General features: G+C 38.1%; 17 protein-coding genes. 7 read left to right on the top strand and 10 right to left on the bottom strand.

The window, feature by feature from the left end; all coding sequences use genetic code 11:
- Positions 1–55 precede the first annotated feature (55 nt).
- On the top strand, positions 56–1,444 hold the full coding sequence (dnaA, locus tag QI031_RS06045; protein ID WP_281484298.1) for a chromosomal replication initiator protein DnaA: 1,389 nt from the start codon (positions 56–58) through the stop codon (positions 1,442–1,444).
- A 75-nt stretch (positions 1,445–1,519) separates the two neighbouring features.
- On the opposite strand, the gene QI031_RS06040 is transcribed toward dnaA, so the two are convergent.
- Positions 1,520–1,948 (bottom strand): acyl-CoA thioesterase, encoded by a 429-nt coding sequence (locus QI031_RS06040; RefSeq protein ID WP_281484297.1) that lies wholly within the window; start codon positions 1,946–1,948, stop codon positions 1,520–1,522.
- A gap of 605 nt (positions 1,949–2,553) precedes the next feature.
- Between QI031_RS06040 and QI031_RS06035 the strand changes: the two genes are divergently transcribed.
- The 3 genes from QI031_RS06035 (at position 2,554) to QI031_RS06025 (ending at position 3,907) form a co-directional block, all read left to right on the top strand.
- Positions 2,554–2,691, top strand: coding sequence for a hypothetical protein (locus tag QI031_RS06035; RefSeq protein WP_281484296.1), 138 nt, complete (start codon positions 2,554–2,556; stop codon positions 2,689–2,691).
- Between the two features lie 185 nt (positions 2,692–2,876).
- The gene (locus QI031_RS06030; protein ID WP_281484295.1) at positions 2,877–3,197 is read left to right on the top strand and encodes an S-layer protein; all 321 of its coding nucleotides are present in this window, start codon (positions 2,877–2,879) and stop codon (positions 3,195–3,197) included.
- Between the two features lie 80 nt (positions 3,198–3,277).
- Positions 3,278–3,907 carry a thermonuclease family protein gene (locus QI031_RS06025; protein WP_281484294.1) on the top strand — a complete coding sequence of 210 codons (630 nt, stop codon included), beginning with the start codon at positions 3,278–3,280 and terminating at the stop codon, positions 3,905–3,907.
- Between the two features lie 68 nt (positions 3,908–3,975).
- On the opposite strand, the gene QI031_RS06020 is transcribed toward QI031_RS06025, so the two are convergent.
- The 3 genes from QI031_RS06020 to lipB all read right to left on the bottom strand — a co-directional run bounded on the left by QI031_RS06020 (position 3,976) and on the right by lipB (position 6,363).
- Positions 3,976–4,218 (bottom strand): hypothetical protein, encoded by a 243-nt coding sequence (locus QI031_RS06020; RefSeq protein WP_281484293.1) that lies wholly within the window; start codon positions 4,216–4,218, stop codon positions 3,976–3,978.
- A gap of 215 nt (positions 4,219–4,433) precedes the next feature.
- On the bottom strand, positions 4,434–5,489 hold the full coding sequence (locus QI031_RS06015; RefSeq protein WP_281484292.1) for a tetratricopeptide repeat protein: 1,056 nt from the start codon (positions 5,487–5,489) through the stop codon (positions 4,434–4,436).
- A gap of 199 nt (positions 5,490–5,688) precedes the next feature.
- The gene (gene lipB / locus QI031_RS06010; RefSeq protein WP_281484291.1) at positions 5,689–6,363 is read right to left on the bottom strand and encodes a lipoyl(octanoyl) transferase LipB; all 675 of its coding nucleotides are present in this window, start codon (positions 6,361–6,363) and stop codon (positions 5,689–5,691) included.
- 771 nt (positions 6,364–7,134) lie between these two features.
- On the opposite strand from lipB, the gene hpf reads away from it, so the two are divergent.
- Positions 7,135–7,788: a ribosome hibernation-promoting factor, HPF/YfiA family gene (gene hpf, locus QI031_RS06005; RefSeq protein ID WP_281484290.1), complete on the top strand. Its 654-nt coding sequence runs from the start codon at positions 7,135–7,137 to the stop codon at positions 7,786–7,788.
- Between the two features lie 56 nt (positions 7,789–7,844).
- Here hpf and QI031_RS06000 read toward each other — a convergent pair whose 3' ends face one another.
- The 3 genes from QI031_RS06000 to QI031_RS05990 form a co-directional block, all read right to left on the bottom strand.
- A complete protein-coding gene (locus QI031_RS06000) occupies positions 7,845–8,303 on the bottom strand; it encodes a peroxiredoxin (RefSeq protein ID WP_281484289.1) in 459 nt (152 codons plus the stop codon).
- 66 nt (positions 8,304–8,369) lie between these two features.
- The gene (locus tag QI031_RS05995) at positions 8,370–8,813 is read right to left on the bottom strand and encodes a hypothetical protein (protein ID WP_281484288.1); all 444 of its coding nucleotides are present in this window, start codon (positions 8,811–8,813) and stop codon (positions 8,370–8,372) included.
- 56 nt (positions 8,814–8,869) lie between these two features.
- Positions 8,870–9,181, bottom strand: a complete 312-nt coding sequence (locus QI031_RS05990; protein WP_281484287.1) for a hypothetical protein — start codon at positions 9,179–9,181, stop codon at positions 8,870–8,872.
- A gap of 282 nt (positions 9,182–9,463) precedes the next feature.
- On the opposite strand from QI031_RS05990, the gene QI031_RS05985 reads away from it, so the two are divergent.
- Both QI031_RS05985 and QI031_RS05980 read left to right on the top strand, forming a co-directional pair.
- On the top strand, positions 9,464–10,591 hold the full coding sequence (locus tag QI031_RS05985) for an acyltransferase family protein (RefSeq protein WP_281484286.1): 1,128 nt from the start codon (positions 9,464–9,466) through the stop codon (positions 10,589–10,591).
- A gap of 129 nt (positions 10,592–10,720) precedes the next feature.
- On the top strand, positions 10,721–11,962 hold the full coding sequence (locus tag QI031_RS05980; protein ID WP_281484285.1) for a nucleotidyltransferase domain-containing protein: 1,242 nt from the start codon (positions 10,721–10,723) through the stop codon (positions 11,960–11,962).
- Positions 11,963–12,517: 555 nt separating this feature from the next.
- Here the strand turns inward: QI031_RS05980 and QI031_RS05975 are convergent.
- From QI031_RS05975 to mgtE, 3 genes are all read right to left on the bottom strand, one after another.
- Positions 12,518–13,726: a glycosyltransferase family 4 protein gene (locus QI031_RS05975; protein WP_281484284.1), complete on the bottom strand. Its 1,209-nt coding sequence runs from the start codon at positions 13,724–13,726 to the stop codon at positions 12,518–12,520.
- A gap of 240 nt (positions 13,727–13,966) precedes the next feature.
- On the bottom strand, positions 13,967–14,989 hold the full coding sequence (locus QI031_RS05970) for an aspartate carbamoyltransferase catalytic subunit (RefSeq protein WP_281484283.1): 1,023 nt from the start codon (positions 14,987–14,989) through the stop codon (positions 13,967–13,969).
- Positions 14,990–15,225: 236 nt separating this feature from the next.
- Positions 15,226–16,578, bottom strand: coding sequence for a magnesium transporter (gene mgtE / locus QI031_RS05965; protein ID WP_281484282.1), 1,353 nt, complete (start codon positions 16,576–16,578; stop codon positions 15,226–15,228).
- Positions 16,579–16,969 lie beyond the last annotated feature (391 nt).

The following is a 16,969-nucleotide window of genomic DNA, read 5'->3' as shown; positions in this document are numbered from 1 at the left end:
ATTAGTGCTTGCTTATATCTTCTATTGTGACGATTAGCAGCAAAGGTGGTAAATAATGGAACTCCCCATTGAAAGTCTATGGAATCAGGTACTAGAGCGTCTACAGGTAGAACTATCCCGCCCCACCTTTGAAACTTGGATTAAAACTGCTAGTGCGGAGCGCTTAGAAAATAATTGCTTGGTAATTATCACTCCTAACCCTTTTGCTCGTAATTGGTTACAAAAATATTACATCAACACTATTGCCAATGTAGTACAAGACATTTTAGGTAAACCCGTAGAAATTTATATTACTGTTGCTCAGGGTGATGGAGTCTCAAATCTGGGTGAACAAAAAGTTACTGGATATTTACCAAACCAAAGCATTGCTGCTGAAACTGTGCCTAAAAAAGGACAGACAACTACAGAATTAAACTCTAAATATGTATTTTCTCGTTTTGTAGTTGGTGCGAACAATCGGATGGCTCATGCAGCATCTTTGGCTGTTGCTGAATCTCCAGGTAGAGAGTTTAATCCCTTATTTCTATGCGGTGGTGTCGGCTTGGGCAAAACTCACCTTATGCAAGCTATTGGTCATTATCGCTGCGAAATTTACCCAGATTCCAAAATATTTTATGTATCTACGGAACAGTTTACTAACGACTTAATTACAGCAATTCGCAATGATAGTATGCAAATTTTTCGAGAGCATTACCGGGCTGCTGATGTGTTGTTAGTAGATGACATTCAATTTCTGGAAGGTAAAGAATATACCCAAGAAGAATTTTTTCATACTTTTAATACTTTACATGAAGCTGGCAAGCAAGTTGTGATTGCATCTGATCGCCCTCCTAATCAAATTCCTCGATTGCAAGAGCGTCTGTGTTCTCGGTTTTCTATGGGGTTAATTGCCGATGTGCAAACTCCAGACTTAGAAACCAGAATGGCCATTCTGCAAAAAAAGGCTGAATATGAAAATATTCATCTTTCTAAAGATGTTATTGAATATATTGCTACTAACTATACTTCTAATATTCGCGAGTTGGAAGGAGCTTTAATTCGGGCGGTAGCTTATATTTCTATAGGGGGTTTATCTATGACTGTGGAAAACCTCGCGCCAGTTTTACAAACACCTAGCGAGAAAGTAGAGGCTACCCCTGAAGTAATTTTAACAGTTATTGCTGATGCTTTTGGTATTTCGATTGAAGACCTTAAGAGTAATTCGCGGCGACGGGAAATTAGCTGGGCGCGTCAAATAGGAATGTATCTCATGCGTCAACACACCGATTTGAGTTTGCCGAGAATTGGGGAAGAGTTTGGCGGTAAAGACCATACAACGGTGATCTACAGTTATGACAAAATCAACCAACTTCAACAAAGCGATCGCGCTTTACTACAAACTCTACGTCAACTGAGCGATCGCATCAACATGATGAGCCGTTCTCATAAATCATCAGGAAAATAATTGACTTAGAGGCTCAGATCCCCGACTTATTAAAGTTGGGGATCTTGTTATTCACGAAGTATTCATTTTTAATTTTTAATTTCCCCTTGTGGTGCTAGTTTGAATGTTTAAAAATTTGTCTAACATCACATTAGGAATTGGTCTTGGGCGCATTGTTTTAGTATCCACCCATACCCATAGTGCTTCTGCTGTAACTAACAAATCATCTTGGTTTTGTTTGCGAATTTCGTAACAGCGAAAAGCACGAGTGCCACGCATTTGCTTTAACCAAGTGGTGACTTCTAGCGTATCGCCGGCTACAGAAGGACGCAAATATTCAATTTCTACCCGCCGCATGACAAATACGCCACCCAATTCTCGATAAAAATCAAAATTTACACCCAGATATTCCGAGTGTTCAATGGCTGCCTGTTCTAAGTAGTTTTGGTAAACTGCGTTGTTAACATGTCCAAGAGCATCCATTTCATAGTGGCGAACGCGTAGTAGGGTTTTGAATGGTTGCATGGGTGATTTGGTAGTAAGACGCTGTTTTAGTAAGCAAACTTTCTTTATCTTAGTTTTTCTACTTCCGCATTACTGCCATTTCTACAGGAGTTTTATTCATGATTGAGAAAAAGCGATCGCCTATTCAATATCTTTTGGTTAAGGGGGAAAGGGGAAGGGTAAAAGGGAAAAGAAAAGCCTTTAACCTTTTCCCAAAGCGCAATTTAAAGTTAAACATGCTTAACCGAACAGTATTGCTCACCTATTTTTACAACAAATATACGTGATTTACAGTAAGCAGTATAAATATTAACGCAGTTCCTCAAAGTTTAAGGGATCGTTAAGAATTTTCTCAAAATTACGAGTGTGAGTACTGCAAACAATTACCTATGAGACAATTAAATTAATCATCAAAAAATATCTTTTTGTAAATTTTTGTTTGGTTTTTGTTGAAAAAATGCGCTGACATAGGCTGCATTGATTTGTTTAAATTTGATTGAGTTAATACTTGGGAATTAGTAATTGAAGTCTAATACTCCCAAAAATTTAGTTGACTTAATTTAATATTATGCAGCCTCGATTCATCCTGTTTAATAGCAGGTTCATTCAAAATTGGAGGTCATAACATGGCTATTCGGAATAATTTAAGTACAAGTTTATGGCAGAAAGTACAAAAAGATTCTGTAACTTGGGGATCATTAGCTCTTTGGATTGGTGGATTAATTATAGTGTTATCAGTGCTGACAATTTTTTCTAAAACTTAATTGTCAGTTAGTTAATTTTAGTTTCTAGGCAGCAGTCTAGGAACTAAAATAAGCCGTAATTCGTAATACTTCGACTTCGCTTAGTACAAGTTTGTAATTCGTATTTAACTTTTTGCAAGGGTTTCAGATATTTATCATGGGTGGTTTATTTTCACTGTGCTGTGTTAGATCAATAAATCTCGTTTATGAACCGCAAATGTATATCAATAGTCATCATAGTAATAGCCACGACTGGCTTAATCGCTCCTGTAAAAGCTCAAGAAGATAGTAACACTGAGCTAGAGAAATCAAATCAAGTTATCAATGCTTGTGTTCAAAATCAGGCACAAACATTGCCAAATCCTTTTAGTGATGTACCATCAGACCATTGGGCTTTTAAAGCAGTGATGACAATGCATTATTGTGGAGCATTCCGCCAAGCAACACCACCCGCTTTATTTGAGAAATTTCGACCAACTGAAAGCCAGCAGCAACCATCGCAGCCAGAACAGCAGTTGCAAAAATAAAGAATAAAATTTCTTACTACTACCCAATCTCTAAATCTCTTTGTTAGTATCGTGCCTCAGAGGCAATTGAGTGAGTTGGGATGGATAAGTTAATTCAAAGAATACAAATTGGACTTGGTGTAACTATTATTCTTCTGGGACTGATCGGCTGCGATGTCTTACGACAAGCTGCTTCGCATCTACGCTTTTTCGGCATTTCTGGAGATTTGGTCGAACGAGTTAGCGACGGCGATACTTTGGTAGTTAAAGATTCCCAAGGTAATAAATTCACAGTACGCTTTGCTTGTATGGATGCACCAGAAATTGCTCATTCCCAGAAAGAAAAAGCCACTAAACGTGCTAGCGATCGCAATCAATTTACCTGGGGTACAAAAGCGCAAGCACGAGTACAGCAACTAGTGCAACAAGGAGGCGATCGCGTCATACTAAATATTACAGATAGCGATCGCTATGGACGTAAAATCGCAGAAATCCGCTTGAAAAATGGTACTTTTGTACAGCAAGTTTTGTTACGGGAAGGGTTAGCAAAAGTATATCGTCCTTATTTGAATAAGTGTCCCAGTAAAGACTTAGTGCAACAAGCCGAAACTGAAGCGAAACAAAGACGGCTAGGAATTTGGAGTGATGCTAAGTTTGTTAATCCTTGGGAATATCGGAGTTTAAATAAAGTAAGTGGTGCTAAGGTATTAAACCAGATCAAAAACAACTAACCACTAACAATTGACAACTATGGTTTATTGCTATTATTTGATGCTGATTTAGAAGCATTACTAAATAACTAAGAGATAAGATTCGCAACTGTAGCAGCCCCAAAAGAGAACAGTGCAATAATTACATCACGAGGTAAAATGCGATCTAACCAGCTACCCTGAATTTTGGAAACTGGAAAATCTTCATCTAGTCCAATTTTAATCTGTTTAGTTTTCCCAGAAAAATGGGCTTCGATGCCTTTTTTGGGAATAACTTGGAGGTGGCGGATAAGTTGAATATTTAGAGGAGTCTTAGGTTTTTCTCCCATCATAAACTAGTTTTGTTTAATGTCCTGTTCTTGTTCTGCCATACGGATGTCACCTTCGACATTAGTAGAAAGTTTTAATACGATAAAAGTCATAATTTAGTCTAGCTACTTTTGTATTTGGTTGCAGCTGTAATTCATCCAAGCTAATTTCACTGTTGTCTTCTGGCAATATTAAGGTTTTTTTGTAAGCGCCAACAGATGCATCTAATTTCTTCTGCTCACTTAGGGCAACGCTGAGATTGTTTTAAACAGTAGGCATAGTAGGGTTGGAGTTGAACTGCTTTTTGAAAGGCGGCAACAGCTGCATCTAATTTCTTTTGCTCTTTGAGGGTAATGCTGAGATTGTAGTAAACAGTAGCTAAGTTGGGGTTGAATAGAATTGCTTTTTCGTAAGCGGCAACAGCTGCATCTAATTTCTTCTGCTCTTTGAGGGCATTGCCGAGATTGTAGTAAGCAGTAGCTAAGTAGTAAGCATTAGCTAAGTTGGGGTTGAGTTGAACTGCTTTTTGGAAGGCGGCAACAGCTGCATCTAATTTCTTCTGCTCTTTGAGGGTAATGCCGAGATTGTAGTAAGCAGTAGTATAGTTGGGATCAAGTTGAACTGCTTTTTGGAAGGCGGCAACAGCTGCATCGAATTTCTTCTGCTCTTTGAGGGTAATGCCGAGATTGTAGTAAGCAGTAGTATAGTTGGGATCAAGTTGAACTGCTTTTTGGAAGGCGGCAACAGCTGCATCGAATTTCTTCTGCTCTTTGAGGGCAATGCCGAGACCTTTGTAAGCACCAGCATAGTTGGGGTCAAGTTGAACTGCTTTTTGGAAGGCGGCAACAGCTGCATCGAATTTCTTCTGCTCTGTTAAGGCATTGCCGAGATTGTTGTAAACAGTATAATAGTTGGGGTTGAGTTGAATTACTTTTTGGAAAGCGGCAACAGCTGCATCTAATTTCTTCTGTCTGTGAAAAATGTAGCCAAGAAGATTGTGAGTTTTTGCATCTTGTGAGTTTAGTTGAACCGATTTTTGACAAGCTGTTACTGCTTCATCAAGTTTGTTCTGCTCATCCAACACATCACAAAGTTTATAGTAAGCAGTGGCATTATTTGGTTCAATTTGAATAATCCTGCGATATGTTGCTTCTGATTCTAAGTATTTACCGGCTTTATAGGCAGCTTCGCCTTGTTGCAATAGCTGTTCAATATTGTTTTGAGCGACTACAAACTGGGGTATATTAGTCAGAGATAAAGTTAAAAATAAAGTAATAAATATACGGTTGTGCATAACGCTGCTCACACTTTTTCAGATTTTATCAGGACTAACCCGGAAATCCCCAAAAACCGGATGAATTTTTGATAACTACTCGTGGATGAGTCTTTGATACTTGTGGACGTGATTTGTAGTTGAGTGTCCATCCTGCCGTTTTATAAGGACTAAAGTCTTTACTACAAACTTGCTTATCTATCAATGTCAGTGATAATTATTATGATGCTGGTTCGTCCACAAATTTTACACCAAACACCTCAGCAAAACACTTGGGTATATGAGAACGTACCTCTTGACAGGTGATACCTGGAATCCATTCGGCTAAACTGCCTACAGGTTTATCAGCAATACCGCAGGGAACAATCTGACTAAAGCCTGTCAGATCAGGACAAACATTTAACGCAAAACCGTGCATAGTAATCCAACGGCTGACTTTAATACCAATCGCGGCAACTTTGCGCCCATCTAACCAAACACCAGTAAAACCCGTCAGGCGATCGCCTTGCAAGCCATAAACTGCTAGTACTCGAATGATCACTTCTTCCAATTGCCGCAAATACCAATGCAAATCTTGACGATAACGGTGCAGATTTAAAATTGGATACCCCACTAGTTGACCAGGACAATGGTAAGTAACTTCACCACCGCGTTCAATCGTGTATACCTCAAATTGACTTTTGTCAAGGTCAAATTTAATAAATTCTGACTTACTTCCTTGTCCTAAAGTGTAGACAGGCGGATGCTCTAGCAAGATTAACACATCATCGAGACTTGGATCGTGAATGCGATCGCCAACAAGCGATTTTTGCCATTGATGAGCATCTAAATAAGGCATTAATCCTCGGTTATATAACAAACAACGATTTTGGTTTGGTTTTGTACTACGGATCATGCCAAAAATCAACAGAGTTATTGACTAAAAATATATGGCAACTCTTAAGATTAAAGTCAAAGAATGTAAAGGATTCTAAAGGAACATCAACGGAACCTGCATTAGAAAATACAAAGTGTTAGTTTGAATATATAACCTCAATGGTGTTGGGAGGAACTCTCTGCAATAAGCATCACGCCAAACACAATAGAAACGAATGCACTGGCTGATGTCTCTAATAACATTGTTTGCATCATAAAACCGGATGAAACTTCCACAAAGACTTGTATTATCTACCAACAGTAAGCGAATCTCCTGGAATTATAGAAGGAGTAAACACAGACAGTTCTGTAAAAGTTGCTTAAATACAGCAGTCATTAAATCAGTGAACAGTGAACAGTAAACAGTTATCAAGACGTATCGGCGCAGGTTTAACCCGCCAGCAAAGCGTACCACTAATTAGTGTGGTGTTTCCTCAAAGATGAACACCTCATTCTTTACAGATAACTGATAGCTGTTAAAGCTATTGCTTAGACTGTATCACTCAAGGGTTATGCTTTTGGGCATCCAATTTACTAGTAGTTAATTGGAGACCTACGCAGAGATCAGCAGGAGATTAATTATCAAGTATGTGCAGTAGAAACTCAGATGCAGCAAAATTAGAGAAACTATACCAGCAGTACATCAAAACAGTTCATGATTTGTTTTGGCGGCAGTGATAAATATTACCGCAATTTCTTCTCTTATCAAAACAAATTCACAACAAATCTAATATTCAGCGGGAGAGTTTACATGAAGCTTGTCATCCACGGCAAAAATATTGAAATCACCGATGCGATTCGGGAATATGTACATCAAAAAATTGAAAAAGCTGTTAACCACTTTCAGAGCATCACAAACGAAGTGGATGTGCATTTAAGCGTAGCTCGCAATCCCCGAATCACTACCAGACAAGCGGCTGAAGTCACTATTTATGCAAACGGTAGCGTCATTCGTGCCGAGGAAAGCAGCGAAGATTTATATGCCAGCATTGACTTAGTTGCAGACAAAATTGCTCGTCAGCTGCGTAAATACAAAGAAAAACGTCAAGATAAGAAAATTCACGCTCCAGCAACCAGCGAAGTATTAGTTACAGAACCAGTAGTTACAGATTTAATAGGCGATCGCACCCCAGAACTGCCTAATGAAGTCGTCCGGACAAAATATTTTTCCATGCCACCAATGACCGTTGCAGAAGCTTTAGAACATCTGCAAATGGTGGGACATGACTTTTACATGTTCCGTAATAGTGAAACCGATGAGATTAATGTCATTTACGAACGCAACCACGGTGGTTATGGTGTGATTCAACCCCGTAACGGGAATGGTCATACCAACGGTAAAAATGGCAAGGCAACCCACGGTGATGTCGTAATGCAAGAAAAATCACCCTCACATAAAGTTTAATTAAAATGCAAACAAACGCAGAATATCCTTTGCGATACTCTGCGTTTAAACAGCTTTTAAGCTGTAAGTTGTTGCAACGTTTTCAGCGCTTCTTCAACGTGACCCTTAAAATTCAACATCGAATCAAATACGTACTGCACAACGCCTTGTTGATCAATAACATAAGTAACGCGACTAGGAATCAAGCCAAAAGCGGTAGTTGCACCGTATAGCTTTCGTACTTGGTCGCCTTTATCGCTTAAGAGTATAAAAGGAAGATTGTATTTAGCAGCAAATCGCTGATGAGATTCATGAGAATCACCACTAACACCAATCACTTCAGCACCAGCAGTTTTGAACACTTCATACTGATCGCGGAAAGCACAAGATTCTGCCGTGCATCCAGGTGTATCGTCCTTGGGATAAAAGTACAGCACCACAGCTTTTTGACCACGGAAATCTTGCAGACTCACCGTAGAGCCATTTTGGGAAGTTAGAGTGAAATCAGGAGCAGTATCTCCAACTTTGACTGACATAATTACAAGTAAATTTTATAACTTTTGTAAAATTATAATAAATATACTTGTATTTATTTCTCTGATTTATTTATTTTTACGGTCTAAGTATATTTTAAAACCCAAACCACTACCAAATCCGCCACCAAATATTATCAGTATTCTTAAAATATCTTGATAAACAACTATATCTTTGTTTACCAGAAAAACAGTTAAAAACACGAAAACAGCCACAAAAATACAAATAGCGAGAAAATTATACTTTCTTGCATCTTGAGCATCTATGAATGCTCTTTCACTATCTTTTTCTACGCTCTCAAGTATTTTTGTAATATGTTGTTGATTAATTTTATCTAGAATTGGGGAAATAGAAGATGCAGAGAAACGTCCCATAGAAAGAACTGTTTTTATTTCCCTCTTGATTTGTGGTGGAAGATTTTCTAATTCTTCAGGAAACTTTTCTATTTCGCTATCTTGACTATCCTTTTTTTGCTCCAATTCTTGATTTGATTCATCTTCTAGATTAGACATAATATTTTATATTTTAAGAAGAGAGTTTTAGCTAAAATTTGAAGATGAAACTAATTTTATTTTCTAGCCATATATTTTTCTAGCGCATAAATAAACTTTGATTCCCAGAAACTCATTACCTTCTGCTCAAGAGCAAATTGTACTCTTTCTTCTAATTCATTTTCTATAAAAACAGAACAGGCATACCGAACTAAAGCCTCAAATGCTTCATCACTAATTTCACCATTTATATTTAAATATGAAAAGTAAGATAAAATACCCTTAAGTCTGATCATATTAGAAGATGAAAAATCAACATCATTCAATCCTACCTCTTTGCTTGGTGAAGAATTTGATAATTTTGTCAATTGTTTAGATTTTAAAAACACAGGAATATTTCCCTAATTTATTCTGAATCAAGATTATCAAAATTTATGATCATAGAGCTATATATATTTTAACTGGCATCATAATTATATTGCGTATAATACATGTGTATGAAAACAAGCAACGTGTAATAAACATCATAATAACTAATCAATAAAAAATTTCATTAAGTATTTGTAACATAAATACTCAATGAAATTTTACCTTGTATCTATATAAATTTTGCTTGCTTACCTGCATCAACCAGGGTAGCTTAGATAGTCATCAAGGACAAAATTCCATCTATGCGCCTGACTTCATTAGATGTTTTTCGTGGCATTACCATCGCGGGCATGATTCTCGTCAATATGGTGGGAGTGGCGGATGATGTGTATCCTCCCTTAGCCCATGCAGACTGGAACGGATGCACACCAACTGATTTGGTGTTTCCCTTCTTTCTGTTTATTATTGGTGTGGCAATGAGTTTTTCTCTGTCAAAGTACACCGAAAACAACAAACCTACCAAGGCTGTTTACTGGCGGATATTACGCCGTGCTGCTATTCTTTTTGGTTTGGGATTGCTGCTAAATGGCTTTTGGAATCAGGGCATTTGGACTTTTGACTTAAATAGCATCCGGATTATGGGGGTGTTACAACGCATCAGTTTGACTTACCTGTTCGCCTCCTTAATAGTTCTCAACTTGCCGCGTCGTGGGCAATGGATACTCGCAGCTGTCATACTTATCGGTTACTGGCTAGCTTTGATGTATGTATCAGTTCCCGATTATGGCGCTGGTGTATTGACACGAGAAGGTAACTTTGGTGCTTACATTGACCGCCTAATTATTCCTAAAGTACATCTTTATAAAGGCGATCGCTTCAATTTTATGGGAGATCCAGAAGGACTTTTCAGCACAATTCCGGCTATTGTTAACGTTTTGGCTGGCTACTTTACAGGAAAATGGATACGCTCTCAATCAGTACAATCACGCACAAGTATAGGATTAGCATTATTTGGTATTGGTTGCTTAATAGTTGGTTGGGCGTGGGGTTGGACATTTCCCATCAACAAAAAGCTGTGGACAAGTTCCTATGTTATTTTTACAACAGGTTGGGCATTACTATTGCTGGCAACTTGCTATGAACTAATCGAAGTACGGCTGATACGTCGCTGGAGTAAACCTTTTGAAATTCTAGGCTTAAATGCGATCGCACTTTTCGTTGCCTCTGTTTTACTAATTAAAATTTTAGTCAGAACCAGTATCGGCTCAGGAGAAAACGCTCCCAGCACCTACAATTGGATTTACCAAAACATTTTTGCATCTTGGGCGGGTGCGCTTAACGGTTCCCTCATATTTGCTATCCTTACCGTCTTATTATGGTTAGCAGTAGGCATTGTGATGTATCGACAACACTGGTTTATCAAAGTTTAAACTCTGCGCGGCAGTCGCTACAAGTCGGGAAACCCAACGACAGTCGCTTCAAGTCGGCAAAGCCGCCCACAGCGCTGTCTCCCCAACGCGCTGCCTTGCCTCTGCGTGAGTCAATTCTTATTTATAACGATGAGCAAATTGTTATCAGAAAAAACAAATATTTCCCCGGAAATCGAGTTATTACTTTGTTGCGCGCGCACTCACATCAATGATAAAGATAGTGAGAATATCAAAAGACTCATCCAAGAAAATATTAACTGGAAATATCTAATTGAAATTGCTGATTGGCATCGAGTATTACCACTATTATTTTTAAATCTCAATAAAACTTGTTCGCAACTTGTACCAACAGATGTTCTAAATTACTTGCGACAATCTTATTATAACAACACTCAACGCAACCTTTTCAAAGCAAGTAAACTAGTCAAAGTTTTAAATATTTTTGCAGAAAATAAAATTCCCGTAATTACTTTCAAAGGACTAGTATTAGCTGCGACAATTTATGGAGATATTGCCTGTCGAGCTTTTAGTGATTTAGATATTTTGGTTCGCAGACAAGATTTTATTAAAACTAAAGAAATACTGATTCTTCATGGATTTGAGCCATACGTTGACAGTAATGAACAAGAAGCAAACTATCTAAAATCCCTAACCAATGAAGAAGAGGAAGCCTATCTACGTTCTCATTGGGAACTACATTTAAATAATCCACAAGAAAAGATCACTTTAGACGTTCATCAAGGAATATTATCAAAGCAATTCTCATTTACACATAATACAGAAGATTGGATATGGGAAGATACCAAATATATCTCTTTTGTAGATAGAAATATACTCAGTTTTTCTGCGGAGAATTTAATTATAATTCTCTGCTCACAAGGAGGCAAAGACTGTTGGCTATGGTTAAATAGAATTTGTGATTTAGCTGAAGCTATCCGTGTCTATCCTGAAGTAAATTGGGACAAAATTTGGGAACGTACAACCAAGTTACGCATGAGACGAATGTTATTGCTGGGTCTTGCATTAGCTCATGAGCTTTTGAATGCAGAACTTCCAGAAACAATCATAGATAAAATAGCAGCTAACTCTGTAGTTCAATCTCTTGCATTCCAGATTTGTAGACAATTTTATTTTCCAACAACAGATTCTTTCCAAAGTAGTCAACTGAAATCTGCATTGTTTCATTTAAAATTAATAGAACATCCTCAAGATAAATTTTGGTATTGTTATGAACATCTCATCGTTCCCACAGTTGGAGATAAAAATTTTATCCAGTTACCCCAATTTTTATCATTTTTATACTATTTTATACGTCCTCTACGCTTAATTAAAATATATTTAATCAAGCACCATAATAATACAACCAACTGAACAATAAGTATACAAATACGAAAAATATAGGACTACTATTAATACCTCTTGGTTCTGACTTTTCCCGTTAAGTCTCGAAACATGAATATAGCAAGGGTTTCAGTCCACAGTTTTATTATCAATAAAAAATGTTTAATGAGAATATAACAACGGGAAAATAGGACTTTTAGGACAGCACTCCTGATCGCGATCGCTGTGATAGAAAGATAACGGGAAAAGTCAGCTCTTGGTTGAGGAATTGAAACACTTAATGATTATCTTTTTCTTCCTTGGCGCTCTTGGCGTTCTATTCATTGTGTTAAATAATGAATAATCACCAATCCTGACGAGCAGTGGCGCGCGCCCATAGGACTTTCATCTAAAGACACCTCACAGTTACGCGTTAGCAGGGTAATCAACACCCAACCCAGAGCCGGAAACAGAGCTAATAGACTTAGTCCTATGAAGAATTTTCGCATAGACCTCTCATCATCGCAGCTAACTATTTATTATACGGGTGCGATAGGCGTTGAACCCTCGTAAATTGTCTAAGGTACTGACTATATAAATTTATTATTATAGTCTCTTGTCAAACTTCAACTTATAATTGTTGATTATTTCTTGATAAATTTTCATTAGTTGCTCGTAATTAGCTTCAGATGTGTAGTTAGATTCGTAGGTAAAACGAGCATTTTGACTAGTAACAGCTAAAAATTTTGGATGTTTGATTGCCCAATTTATTTTATCAGCTAAATCATGAGAATTTCCGGCTTCAAAATGCAGACCATTGATTTTGTCATCGACTATTTCTGCCATACTGCCTAATTTTGGCGCTAGTACAGGAAGACTGCAAGCAAAAGCTTCTATAATAGCTAAGGGAAAGCCTTCATACCAAATTGAAGGTACTACCAAAAATTTGGCATCATGCATTAATCTTAAAATTACTGATTGCTCTTGAAATCCTAAAAATTCAATCAAACTGCTATAACCTGCATTCTGGACTTTTGCTTGCAAAGTTTGACGTAAAGGCCCATCACCAACAATCTTTAATGGTATAGATAAATTATTTTGAAGATAGGCATCGATTAGCACAGAAACGCCCTTTTCTTCTGATAATCTACCAACAAAAAGTAAGTAGTTACCAAGTTTAGTATCTTTGGGGGAAAAATCAGTATGAAAAATGAAGTTTGGTTTGATGTAGATTTTTTTTGCTGGTAATCCAGCTTGAACCATTTTTGCTTTTTGAAATTTAGTAAAGACAATATAAGCATCTACTCGCTTTTGCCAAGTGCCTCGTAGCCAATGCCAAGTGGCCATTGTTGCTACAACTGAACTTTGCAGATAAGACTTGCGGTAGCAAGCGTGTACAACACTAGACACAGGCATAAGTTTACCAATGCAATCTTCGCAAGTTTTACCATCTCGAAATGGCATTGCTTTGGGACAAGCTAGCCGATAGTTGTGAAGAGTTTGGACAACAGGGACTCCAGTACTAGAACAAGCATCATATACAGCAGGAGAAAGGAGTGGAAAAAAGTTATGAACATGAACTATTTCCGGACGAAAACGATTAATTTCTGCTTCCACCCGATTTTTAGCCGCAAAAGAATATATAGCACCTCCAGCAGCTACAAATGTATCCCAAATACTAACTATGCTGCGATTATTTTCTTCTAACAAAATAACTTCGTGACCATTTGCCTCTAATAGACTTTTTTCTGCCTGAACTACCCTATCTTCGCCACCTGCAAATCTGTAGCGATTATGTAAAATTAGTAGCTTCATGCTTGTTTTTTAAAATTGAAATATAAAAAATTAAAAAGCTCACGTAAAGATATAATGTCGGTAGTAAAAATAATGTTTATTTATCGACAGTATCACGAAGGCTATAAATCCATCGTAACCAAGTAACCTCAGTCATGAATAGAGCAAACTATAATTAATAATAATTTCCAGGCGATCGCTACTGTAAAATTAATATACAGGCAGTTATTAACATCATTTCAGTAAGTCAAATTTAGTTTGTTAAACCTTGCTGCTACCTAACAAATACAGTAGTGCCATCCGCACAGCCACACCACTAGTAACTTGCGATTGAATCAGACTAAATTCTGGATCATCCATTAATTCAGAGCTTATTTCAACACCACGGTTGACTGGGCCTGGATGCAAAACTTTAACGTTGGGTCTGCATAGTTGCAATTTTGGACGTGTGATCCCAAACAATTGATGATATTCTCGCAAACTTGGCAGTAAATGAGCAGTCATGCGTTCTTTCTGTAAACGCAAAGTCATGACAAAATCAGCATCTTGTAAGGCGGGTTCTAGCTGCCAGTGTATGAACAGTTGACGGTTGGAAATTAGGGATATAGAAGATAAGTCTCCAGCTTCTTCCAAAACATACTCAGCAAATAACTTAGGTAAAAGGGTCGGCGGTGCTGCCAAATGCACTTGCGCGCCGCTTGCTGTTAAACTCCAGATATTTGAGCGTGCTACGCGAGAATGCAGAATATCCCCAACAATGGCAATTTTTTTACCTTTTAAAAGTTCTAGCTGGGGATTACTTGGGTCGATTAAAGTACAGATAGTGAATAAATCTAGTAGTCCTTGGGAAGGATGCTCATGTTGACCATCACCAGCATTGAGGACACTAACTCGTACACCTAAACGATCCATTTCTTGAGCGATCGCATCAGGTACTCCTGCTTCTCGATGGCGAATCACCATAATATCAGTTCCCATAGCCAAATAGGTTTTCGCCGTGTCAAGAATTGTTTCTCCTTTGGTCATAGAAGAAGTTGAAGCGGCAAAATTTAGCGTATCTGCGCTGAGGCGTTTAGCCGCAAGTTCAAAACTACTCCGAGTGCGGGTAGATGCTTCAAAAAATAAATTTGCCACCACCTGTCCTTGCAAGGTTGGGACTTTCTTCGTCCGCCGTGATAACACTTCCTCAAAACTGGCAGCAGTTTGTAAAACAGTATTGTATTCAGCGGCAGTAAAGTCAGCTAAGGAGAGAACATGATGACGATTCCAGGTGGTAGTAGGCATAAATAAGTCGGTGAAATAAAATCAAACTATGTGAATAAAAGTAAATAAGGCTCAAACTCTTTCTTTCCCTGCTCTTGGTCATTAGACCTCTTGCATAAATATCTTTTTGTCTCACGCAAAGACGCAAAGACGCAAAGAAGAAGCTAAGAATAAGGACTTTTGCAAGAAGTCTACTGAGCGAAGCCGAAGTGCTGCCCCCTGCTTTATTTCAACGATAATTATTGACATTAATCTACTTAACTTGGTAGGTGTAACACATTCAAACCCACAGAAATCAAAGTTAAAAATGTTAAAAATCCGATTGTATCTAGCATTGTTGTCACTAACGGCCCACTGACTAAGGCAGGATCTAACTTGAGTCGCTTTAAAGCCATTGGTAGTAAAGTCCCAAGAGTCACAGCCACAATTGTATTAGTTGCCATAACTACTCCCGCAATAACAGCCACCCAACGCTCTTGAGGGTGCGCCCAAATTAAGGAAAGCATAATCATTGTCAATGATAAAGCTAACGCTGTACCTAAACCAGCGAAAATTTCCTTACGGAGAATTTTGAGAGTATCTCTAGGTGTCACCTCACCTACACCTAGTCCTCGAATTGTTACCGTTAATGCTTGAATACCCACCGTACCACCAGTATTAGAAAAAATTGGCATGATTACTGCCAAAACTGGCACAGCAGCGATTACAGATTGGAAAGGAGCGATCGCACTGGCTGCACCAATATATAATGCCATGATTCCTAATAACCAAGGTAAGCGGTTACGGATGGTAAATAAAGGAGGTGACAAAGCGGCCTCATCACCACCGACACCTGCTAGTTTTTGAAAGTCTTCTGTGGCTTCTTCTTGCAAAATATCCATGACATCATCAATTGTGATAATGCCAACCAATCGATCTTCACGATCAACAACAGGGATAGCGATTAAATCATAACGTTGCATGATTTGGGCGACTTCTTCTTGGGAAGTTTCAGTTCGCACTTTGATGACGCGATCGCTAGCAATATCTCGAATTAAAACATCAGGAAAGGTAAATAACAATTGGCGCAATGAAACGACTCTTCCTAGCTTGCGGTTGTTATCAGTAACGTATGCGTAATAAATTGTCTCCTTATCTTCGTCCTGACGACGAATTTTACTGAGGGCTTCTCCTACGGTTAATCCTTCTTGTAATCGCACATATTCTGTTGTCATCACCCGCCCCGCAGTACCTTCTGGGTAGCCCAAAATTGTTGCGGTGGCTTGTCTTTGTTCTGGACTCAGTTCTTGTAATAATCTTTTAATTACCCCAGCAGGTAATTCATCAAACAATTCTGCCCGTTCATCAGGACTCATTGCTTCTACAAGTTGCACCACTTGGGCATCATGTAAAGAGTTAATTAGTTCTTGTTGTACTTCTGTGGGCAAATATTCAAAGACATCAATAGCTTCAGCTTTATTGAGTAGACGAAAGGCGATCGCTCGTTGTTGTTGAGGCAATTGGGCAATATATTCGCCTACATCCACGGGTTGTAGATGATTTAAATCCCATTTGAGTTGACTTAAATCAGTAGTCTCAATGAGTGAGTTGCGAATATCCTGTGTAAGCATGATAACTCCTACCTAATATCTCCCCCGCGCTGGGAGATTGCCTCACCAGCTTAGAGGAGGTTGATACTGCCATCTTGTGGACTTTTGTCCATAAATCTCAACGCAATAGTTTAATATTGGTATGCAATCAAAGCGTTTCTAAGCTACACCTTAACCCGGAATATTATTATCCGAATAGATGTTGACTACTAGTATGCATAATTTGTGGTGCTATCCACAAGTATGATATTTATTTATGCTACGCGGGTCGTTTATAAACCAAATTTTTCTTCCAACTCATAAAGACTAATTTCTCTAGCTGGAATTATTTGAACTATAATCTATAATCTTGAACAGTACAAAAATGTATTGTTTTAGGTATAAAATAAACAGTTAAAAACAATCTTTATCA

Source organism: Halotia branconii CENA392 (assembly GCF_029953635.1).
Lineage (GTDB): Bacteria > Cyanobacteriota > Cyanobacteriia > Cyanobacteriales > Nostocaceae > Halotia > Halotia branconii.
This window is presented reverse-complemented; position numbering and strand designations above follow the sequence as displayed.